Annotated in this window: 7 protein-coding genes; 6 read left to right on the top strand and 1 reads right to left on the bottom strand. The window is 62.2% G+C overall.

What is annotated here, in order from left to right; all coding sequences use genetic code 11:
• Both AC1DT2_RS10105 and AC1DT2_RS10100 read left to right on the top strand, forming a co-directional pair.
• Window positions 1-3,171, top strand: a 3,171-nt coding sequence (locus AC1DT2_RS10105; RefSeq protein WP_477296095.1) for a putative Ig domain-containing protein, incomplete at its 5' end; no start/stop codon positions are given.
• 507 nt (window positions 3,172-3,678) lie between these two features.
• Window positions 3,679-4,386, top strand: a complete 708-nt coding sequence (locus tag AC1DT2_RS10100; RefSeq protein WP_477296094.1) for a hypothetical protein — start codon at window positions 3,679-3,681, stop codon at window positions 4,384-4,386.
• Window positions 4,387-4,893: 507 nt separating this feature from the next.
• On the opposite strand, the gene AC1DT2_RS10095 is transcribed toward AC1DT2_RS10100, so the two are convergent.
• The gene (locus tag AC1DT2_RS10095) at window positions 4,894-5,697 is read right to left on the bottom strand and encodes a helix-turn-helix domain-containing protein (protein ID WP_477296093.1); all 804 of its coding nucleotides are present in this window, start codon (window positions 5,695-5,697) and stop codon (window positions 4,894-4,896) included.
• Window positions 5,698-6,777: 1,080 nt separating this feature from the next.
• Between AC1DT2_RS10095 and AC1DT2_RS10090 the strand changes: the two genes are divergently transcribed.
• The 4 genes from AC1DT2_RS10090 to AC1DT2_RS10075 all read left to right on the top strand — a co-directional run.
• Window positions 6,778-7,206: a hypothetical protein gene (locus tag AC1DT2_RS10090; RefSeq protein ID WP_477296092.1), complete on the top strand. Its 429-nt coding sequence runs from the start codon at window positions 6,778-6,780 to the stop codon at window positions 7,204-7,206.
• A 130-nt stretch (window positions 7,207-7,336) separates the two neighbouring features.
• Complete coding sequence (locus AC1DT2_RS10085; protein ID WP_477296091.1) at window positions 7,337-7,591, top strand: hypothetical protein; 255 nt, start codon at window positions 7,337-7,339, stop codon at window positions 7,589-7,591.
• A 147-nt stretch (window positions 7,592-7,738) separates the two neighbouring features.
• Window positions 7,739-8,818: an HlyD family secretion protein gene (locus AC1DT2_RS10080; RefSeq protein WP_477296090.1), complete on the top strand. Its 1,080-nt coding sequence runs from the start codon at window positions 7,739-7,741 to the stop codon at window positions 8,816-8,818.
• A 7-nt stretch (window positions 8,819-8,825) separates the two neighbouring features.
• Window positions 8,826-9,412 (top strand): MFS transporter (locus AC1DT2_RS10075; RefSeq protein ID WP_477296089.1); only part of this gene is annotated, 587 nt, incomplete at its 3' end.

Here is a 9,412-nt window from a genome sequence, read left to right as displayed (position 1 = left end):
GCTGTGGAGGCTGTGGGCGATTCGCCACTGCGTTTCGTACTGCCGGAGGGAATGTTTGCCGATGCAGCCGACGATACCCTGCGCCTGACCCTCGGTGCCGGGGCCCCGGCATGGCTAAGCATCGACCCGCAGACTGGCGTGCTGACGGGCACGCCCCCCAATGGCGGGCTTGACACCTCCATTGATCTCATCGCGAGCGACTCCTGGGGACAGACGACGACGGCGACCATCCAGCTCAGTGTCAGCAACGTCATCCACGGCAGCGCAGCGGATGATGTGCTCACGGGCACGAGGTTCCGCGACGATATCCACGCCGGTGACGGCAATGACACGCTTGATGGCGGCGGTAACACCGACCGGTTGTTCGGCGGCAAGGGCGACGACACCTACCTGATTGGCGACAGCTCGGCGGCCATCGTCGAGAACGTTGGCGAGGGACAAGACACCGTGCGCTCGCGGGTGAGCTACCTCCTTGGCGAGAATGTAGAGCGCCTCGTCCTGGAGGAAGGCAGCCAGGCGGTGCAGGGCGCGGGCAATGCACTGGCCAACGAGATCCTCGGCAACAGTGCAGACAACCTCCTCGATGGCGCCGGCGGTGCCGACACGCTCACGGGCGGCCAGGGCGACGACACGTATGTGGTCGACACTGCCGGCGACCACATCATTGAGCTCGCGGGTGAGGGCAGGGATGTCGTCGAATCGAGTGTCGACTGGCAGCTTGGGGCCAACCTTGAGGATCTCGTGTTGACGGGCGATGCCGCCATCAACGGGACGGGCAATGGCGCGGACAACGTCATCCACGGCAACGACGGCGCGAACCGATTGGAGGGCGGCGCCGGCACCGACCGGCTCTATGGTGGCCTGGGGGATGACTRCCTGGTGGTTGAGTCGGCCGCCGACCGCGCCTTCGAGTATGAAGGCGAGGGGACGGATACCATCGAGCGCCGTTTCGAGACCAACCTTGTTCTCGACAACAATGTCGAAAACCTCATCCTTGGCACATCAGTGGTGACGGGCAACGGCAACAGCCTTGCCAATCGCATCCAGGGCAACGCCGGGGCCAACAAGCTCTCGGGCCTCGACGGAGACGATACCCTTCTGGGCCTCGACGGCAATGACTCGCTCTGGGGTGGCAACGGCCAGGACACGCTTGTGGGTGGCACGGGCGACGATTACCTGGACGGTGGGGCCGGTACCGACAGACTGGAAGGCGGCGCGGGCAACGATGTCTACGTCATCGCCGACAGCGGTGACGTGATTGTGGAGCTCGCCGGCGAGGGCACGGATCAGGTGCAGGCCTCGGTCTCTTACACCATGGCCGACAACCTCGAGAACCTGTTCCTCGTGGGGGCTGGCAAGCTTAACGGCACCGGCAACGCATCAGCCAATTACCTCGCAGGTAATGCCGACGACAACACGCTCAGTGGCATGGGCGGAAACGACACCCTCGTCGGCGGAGGCGGCAACGACCGCCTCGTGGGAGGCGCGGGTGACGACAGCTATGTGGTCGATGCGCAGTCAGGCACGGATACGATCGACAACACGGGCGGTGGTTTTGATGGCGTCTTCCTCAACGGTGTCACCCGTGAACGTATCACCTTCAGCCGGGATGGCAATGACCTGCTGATGTTTGTCGATGCCACCTCCACCCCCTCCGTCCGCGTGACAAACCACTTCCTCGGCGGGGACGCTGCCATCGACTTCATCCAGCCCGATGGCGGGTCGWTGCTGACGACCACGCAGATAAACCAGATCGTCGCTGGCGGCTCGAGCGGTTATGACAGCGTGGTTGAGGGCACGTCGGCCGGTGAGCAGCTCGTTGGCAGCGCCGGAAAGGACTTAATCAAAGGGCTTGCCGGCGACGACACTCTCTTTGGCCTGGTGGGCAACGACACCCTTCAGGGCGGCGATGGCAACGACTATCTGGCCGGTGGCAGCGGCTCGGGTACCGGCTCGGGCGATGACCGCCTCGAAGGCGGTCTGGGTAACGACACCCTGGTGGGCGAGGACGGCAACGACACCCTCATCGGCGGCGTTGGCGACGACAAGTACGTGTATGGGGGCGGGCAGGACATCGTCGACAACACCGGGGGCGGCTACGACGGCATCTTCTTCAATGACGGGATAACCGCCTCCCAGCTGGCTTTCAGCCGTGATGGTGACGACCTGCTCATCAAGGTCAATGGTGACGCGTCCAAGACCCTCCGCGTGTTGGGTCATTTCCTCGGCGGCGACGCCGCCATCGACTACGTCCAGCCTGCGAGTGGCACGTCCCTCAGTACGGCGGCCATCAACGCGCTGGTTGGCGGGACGGGGACGCCGGGCGGCGGCACGCCAAGCGAGCCCGGCAACGATGCGGACTACACAAAGACCATCACGGGAACGGGTAACGGCGAACAATTGGTCGGCACCAGCGGGCGGGATCTGATCCGCGGTCTTGCCGGCAATGACACGCTCTTTGGCATGGGTGGTGACGACAAGCTCGTCGGCGGTGACGGGGACGATTACCTCTCCGGCGGAAACGGGTCGTTCAGCGGGTCGGGCAACGACATCTTGGTGGGTGGCGCGGGCGCTGACACGCTCGTCGGTGAGGACGGTAACGACCTTCTCCAGGGCGGCGCTGGTGACGATAAATACCTGTACAAGGCGGGCTCCGGAAAGGATGTCATCGACAATACCGGTGGTGGTACGGACTGGCTTTTCTTCAACGATATCGACAGAACCCGGCTGACCTTCCACCGGAGCCAGGACGATCTTGTTGTGCTTGTCGATGGCGACGTCAACCAGCAGGTTCGGGTGCAGAACCACTTCAAGGGCGATGACCAGGCAATCAGCTACGTGCAGCCCAGCGATGGCTTCGCGATTCCGGCCTCACAGTTCGCCGCCTTGCTCAAGCCACTACCTGCTGGATTCACGCCCGCTGCAGTGACGCCGCTATCGGCTCGGTCGATGCAGATGGTGTGGTCGGTCGGCAATGACGACGCGGTTTCCGGGCAGGGATCCGCTGACGCAGCGACCAGCGGCGAGCTTCAACGACTGGTCGAAGCCATGGCGCAGTCGTACGGGCCCGGTGCAGGTACCGCTCTGGTGGTCGACAACGGTTGGCAACACAGCGCCATGCTAGCAATGCCTGCGGTTCTGCAGCCTGACCAGCGGCCGTCAGTTCATTAGCCCGCCGACTGCCGGAGGGGGCGCCGGGCTTGACCTGGCGCCCTCGTCGAAACGACAGGCACTCGCGACACGATTAAACGACAAACGACGTCATTAAGTGCGCGCCGGCAGGGGCGGCGCGAAGGGACCTATCAGAGTGCCCTTCATTAACTGACTGACTCAGAAAGGTCAATTACCGGTTCTCGACAACAATGCCAGTCGCGAGACCGTAAAGGATCAAATGACGTCGTTATGAGAAAGGCGACATCACATGTCGGGACCTCCTAAATGATGTCGCAAACGGATTCTTCGAAATAGGTCGTTGAAACATCTGTTGAGTTTCGATCACCTCGCCACGAGGTGAGTTGGATATCTGTCAGTCCGCGATCATCAAAGGCGACGAGCGGTGTATATCTACGGCGACGAATCGGGATCATCCGCCATCGCGCAGGCCCGGGGGTCCTAGTGCGTCGTAGCGTGCTACGAACTCACGGAGTTGCAACGCGCGAAGGCGGATGCGGTCTTACGTTGATTCAAAGCAGGGCAGGAGCCCGATACAGCGAAAAGCTGAAGCGAAAGGCTGCGACAGAGACGTCGTCCTTCCAATTTCTGGACGAGTTGGCCGACGTCGGCGGGATGGCGGAAGGGGGCGCAACCGATTCGGCAGCTAGCGAGGGTGCCGCTGTCAAGCAAGCGGCGCAAGTGCAGAAGCTAGCCGGCGAACTAGGCGGCAGTACGATCGAGCAGCGTAAAGAGATCGAGATGCTCATGTCGGAAATGGGCGCTTTGTCTCCACAACTCTATGTCGAAAACGCCTGTCGGCTCATTCTCGCATGGAGGACGATCCGCTTGGCAGCCCTCTATTCTTCACGTAGCCATCCGGAAACTCTCGAGCGTTTTCGCGGGGTATTCGATGAAAAGCCGGCGAGTCTGAAGGCACTTTACCGGAGCTCAATCCCGGGATTTATCCAAGAGCTTGCCAAGCACGAGCCGCTTGAGCTGTTGGCTAATGCCGACGATAGACACCTGGCGCGCTTTCTCGTCCCCGCGCGAGATCTTCTGCGCGGCACGCTCGTCGGCGCGCCCGAAGCTGACCACAGAATCGTCGATGCGGCTCGTATGATGTCCGGTGATGTGGCCTTCGTCGATTCTAAGACGTGTCCGGGCGTACAGATCGCGGAACTCATCGTCAGGGGGTTTGCGAGGCTGCTTGCGCAGCACGTTCGAGGAGAATGAACGTGCCGCCAGAGCGCTCGGACCGCTGCTGTTCGACAACGTCGGCGCGACGGACGTAATGCGGGACTGAGGGCTGCATAACGGACGACCAGATGCGCATGGAGTGCTAATTGCGTGAGATCGGCATAGAGCTGGTCGACCTCAGGCGGATCGTGCAGCCTTGCCTGGATCCCCCGGGCGAGCAAGCGCAGCGTCGGGTCCAGTATTCCCATCTTTGGCAGGGAGAGGCTGCCGCTGGGCCGCAGTCCGACGACCGGGTTATCTCGTCGAGGGTCGTTGGAGCCGAAATCGACGACCGGACCTCCCGGGACCTTTCGGTTGGTGCCGTGGCCTTTCTCAAAACTGCAGATGCGGGACACGGTCACGGGAACGGGCGCGGGTGCCGGGGCAGGCCGGCGGGTCAGCACTGTGGGTACCGCGTTCAGGCTGAAGCGGGTGCGATGCTTTCCTGGGAAGCATGGCTTCCTCGTGGGTATTTTGTTCGGCACGTCCAGCCCATGGGAGTCACTAAGTGGCCGATGGAACGCCGGCATCCCGCTGGAGCGCACGCCAGGACGCCGGAGTTGTGCCGATGAGAAGCGAAAAGGTCCGGGTCAGGTGACTTTGATCGGAAAAGCCGCACGCAAGGGCAATGTCGGCAATTGTTTCATCCGTGCTCACGAGCAGAGCGCACGCTTTTTCTAGGCGCCGCCGCATCAACCAACGGTGCGGCGTTTCGCTTGTGGTGCGGCGGAAAGCGCGTGAAAAGTGCACGGCAGATATTCCGCATCGTTGCGCGACTACGGAGATGGGCAGGCGCTGCTCGATTCGGGCGAGCATGGTTTCTTCCGCGATGCGCAGCTGCCACGGCTCCAGGCGAATTCCGGGCTCGTCATCACGCGAACTCCGCATCGGACAGTAGCGCGCGAGGAAATGGGTCAGCAGCGCAAGAGAAAGACTGTTGGAGAAGATGGACTCAAGCGGACCGTCGGCGGCTGGGCGGGACAATAGCGCCAGGCAAAGATAGCGCGCTGCAGGGTCGTCAGTGACCTCGCGTGTGCTCGGTTCAAAGGGGGCGGCCGCCAGCTGCCAGCGGCCGGGGACGTTCTCAAAGGCAGCTTCCGGCATGTGAGCAACGATGAGGTCATGGTCCACGGGAAACTCGATCCGGCCGCCCTGGCTTTCATTCGACAAAAACGTTTGCGTGGTGCCGCCGAAGGGCACGTCGCCCGCATCGGTAATCGGGGACCGCATGGTCATGGCCAGGGCAAACGCTTTTCCCGCTGGGACCTCGACGTGCAGGCACTGCCCGGGCGAAGCATTGACTCGCATCACTTTCACGCGCGAGGGAGTCAGAACCGATGCAATTACGTGTCCCGCGCTCGTACCGGGACACAAGATCCCTTGGGTAAGGCGATATGTTCTCGGTGGATGCATGCGAATAGTGCTGTCTCTGATAAGACGCGCGACTGCCATGCCAGACCATTGGTGCCTGGATGTTTCCAGCACAAACCGACTGGTCACAATCGCTGAGTCATCCCGGTGCCCCTTCTAGCTCGCCACTCAAGGGTGATTGAGCCGAAGGCGTGGCGCAACCCCCTTATTGCATCCGAGCGGCCCCTCTCGTTCTTCAAGGCGCGTGTCATAGCGCCCCCTGATGATAACTTCAATTTCTAGGTCCTGAAAACGCCCACTCGCTTGAAAAAAATGGACCGTTGAAGGAAGTCTCGATGGCGTAGCTGCAAAATAGACCGCATTGAGGTCACAGGGCGATGCGATGAATTGGCCCTCGAAGTGGCCCTGCGAATTGTGTCACCGCCGCTTCTTCTCGCTGCCATTGCAAGACCGCCTTGTCCGGCGTCCTGTCGGACTCTCGTACCGCGGCGTCTCAAGTGACAGGAGCAAGCGTTGGTGGTGGTCATGGCACGGTTATCAATGCCAGATTGTCTGAAACTATAAGTGCATGAACGCTACGCCCATTCGTGTGTTCGCAGCAGACGATGATCCGAAGGTGTCCTAGGACATCGAAGCCATCGTCTCGGCCGACGCCGAACTAGCCTCATCGCCGGTACGGTGGATGGCCGGCGGATATCGAAGTCAGCCGCCGTCACAAGTCCGACGCTGTTGTTAGGGGCGTGCGCGCGGCCGGCATCGACAGTATCCAGACGGCACTTGCCTAGCGCGCAGTGTGTCCGGATGCCCGCGCGCTCCTACTCGCGACCCATCCGGACGACATGCAGAGCACTGGCATTTTGTGCCGGGGCAGCGCATACCTGCCCAAAAGCGCTGTACGTCGGGACCTCATGCGCACCGTTCGACCTGGGCGCGGCATCACTGGAGCGCCTGGCGGCGTTGGGTTGGCAATCTGACCCTGTCTCCGAAGACGGGATCCGGAAGGAGCGCGGAGCCGAGGTGCTCGAAGCCGCGGCCTACGGCCATCCTAGCCGGCATATCGCCATGGCGATTGGCGTCAAGGAAGAGATCGCTAAGACCCACCTCAAGTGGATTTCTGCCGCGCTCGGTGCGCACGGTCGCACCCACGCGCTTGTCCTCCTGATGAGCGCGACGCTCTGTCGCCGCTGTCTTGGGTCTGACACGGACAGGCAGCGGTTTAGCGTCAAAGCGCTACTCGCGCCTCGACGTGCATCCGCCCGTCCCGTGCCGCTGCGTGGGCCAGGAGTCAGTGCATGCCTGCTTCCCGCCTTTCCGACGAAGCCGTTGTCGCGACGCTCTTCGGGCTTCTCCCTGCAAGTCGTCGACACGGACGACATCCGCCTCCAGACAGTCGTGGGTGGTCCGGGTTCACTACTGGTCCTGATGCCCGTCCGGCCCATGATCTGATGGGTGACCCGCAAGGTCTTGCGGACCTTGCGGGGCTTTCGGGTTGCCGGCGTTGACCTGCGTGGCACGGCGCCTCGTCCCGGCCGGATGAGGGTTACGGCCCAAAAACAATTGCCAAGACGTTACTGGAGTGAGGACCGCCCTCGATATGGATGCGGCCTATATCGTCGGCAGTGACGTTGGGCTGGTCGTGGCAACGATGTGGCCCAGTTATGCGCCCCTAACCATGCCGGTCCTCGGCGCGGGTCGCATCGGCCACGACTTCTTGGCCATGTTCTTCCTGGCCGCCGTGCCCAGCACCAGCGTCGTTAAGCTCGACAAGACCGGGCACTGGATTGCATCGAGCAGCCGCAGGCCTTGCTGGGCGTCATCCGGGAGCACCTAAAGGCTGCTAGTCCAAAGCTGRGCTTGTACGTCCTGGTTTCGGGGCCGGAAAAAAGTTCAATTATTTTTTGGCGGTGCCCCTTGATATCGGTTACTTGGCCCATAGAAGTATGACCGTAATCCTATCAACTGCCGAGCAGGTACTCCCGTGTCCGCCACCATCGACTCAGTCATCCCGTCCACCGCTGCCGACCCCCGCTCGCGGAATAAGGCCCTCAAGTTCATCGCCCTCGGCATTGGCGCGGTCGCCCTCGTGGGCTACGGCGTCCACTGGTGGACGTGCGGACGCTTTATTGAGGACACCGACGACGCATACGTCGGCGGCGACGTCACGGTCATCGGTTCAAAGGTCTCCGGCTACATCGACACGATCAACGTGACCGACAACCAGGCGGTCAGGAAAGGGGACCTGCTGGTCAAGATTGACGACCGTGACTACAAGGCGGCGCTGGCCAAGGCTGAGGCGGCCGTCGAGGCGCAGCAAGCGGCGCTCGGCAACCTCGACGCCGTGGCGACCCTGCAGAAGAGCATCATTGCCCAGGCAGTCGCCGGAAAAGCCGCAGCGCAGGCTGAGGCAACCCGCTCCCAGCTCGACGACCAGCGCTACGCGGCCCTCGCAGGCCGTTCGGCCGTTTCCATCGAAAGCGCGCAGCGTGCGCAAGCCGACGCCAAGACAGCGCGCGCCGCAACCGACCGTGCATCGGCCTCCGTCGAAGGTGCCGAACGCCAGCTTGATGTCATCGACACCCAGAAAAAGCAGGTCGAGGCAGCGCTGGCCCAGGCGAAGGCCGAAGCAGACACAGCAAGGCTCAATCTCTCCTATACCGAGCTTCGCGCCCCGGTCGACGGCACCATCGGCAACCGGCGGGCGAGGGTGGGCACGTTTGCCTCCGCTGGCAGTCAGATGCTGGTGGTCGTTCCGGCGCACGGCCTTTGGGTCGACGCCAACTTTAAGGAAGACCAGCTCGCACGCTTGAAGATCGGCCAGGAAGTCGACGTCCGCGCCGATGTGCTGCCGGGTCGCTCGTTCAAGGGGCACGTGGCAAGCCTGGCCCCTGCGACGGGTGCCCAGTTCAGCATCCTGCCGCCSGAAAACGCGACSGGCAACTTCACCAAGGTCGTKCAGCGCGTKCCGGTGCGCATCTTGCTCRACGGGGCTGACGGTGACCTTGRCGTATTGCGACCGGGTCTGTCGGTCACGGCCACCATCGACACCAAGGCCGAGTGACGCGACCGTGCAAAACCTCACTCACAACCAGAAGGTCTTCGCCTTTGCGTCGATGTGTCTGGGCATGTTCATTGCCTTGCTCGACATCCAGATCGTATCGGCGTCCCTTCGCGACATCGGGGGCGGCCTGTCGGCCGGTGCGGATGACACCGCCTGGGTCCAGACTAGTTACCTGATTGCCGAGATCATCGTCATTCCGCTGTCCGGCTGGCTCAGCCGTGTTTTTTCCACACGGTGGCTGTTTGCCATTTCGGCTGCGGGGTTCACGATTGCAAGCCTGTTGTGCGGCATTGCGTGGGACATCCAGAGCATGATTGTTTTTCGCGCAGCCCAGGGCTTCCTTGGCGGCTCGATGATCCCGATGGTGTTCACGACGGCGTTCGTGTTCTTTGAAGGCAAAAAGCGCGTCGTCGCTGCTGCGACCATTGGTGCGCTTGCCTCCCTCGCGCCGACCCTCGGGCCGACCCTCGGCGGCTGGATTACGGACCACTTCTCCTGGCACTGGCTGTTTTTCATCAATTTGCTGCCCGGTGCGTTCGTCACCATCGCCGTGCCGATTCTGGTGAAAATTGACGAACCCGATTTCTCCTTGCT

Source organism: Luteibacter sp. P4_E6 (genome assembly GCF_056401535.1).
This window is presented reverse-complemented; position numbering and strand designations above follow the sequence as displayed.

What these genes read in the sequence shown, in the direction of transcription:
- AC1DT2_RS10095 (WP_477296093.1), bottom strand. Translation starts at nt 5,697, where the DNA reads ATGCGAGTCAATGCTTCGCCCGGGCAGTGCCTGCACGTCGAGGTCCCA.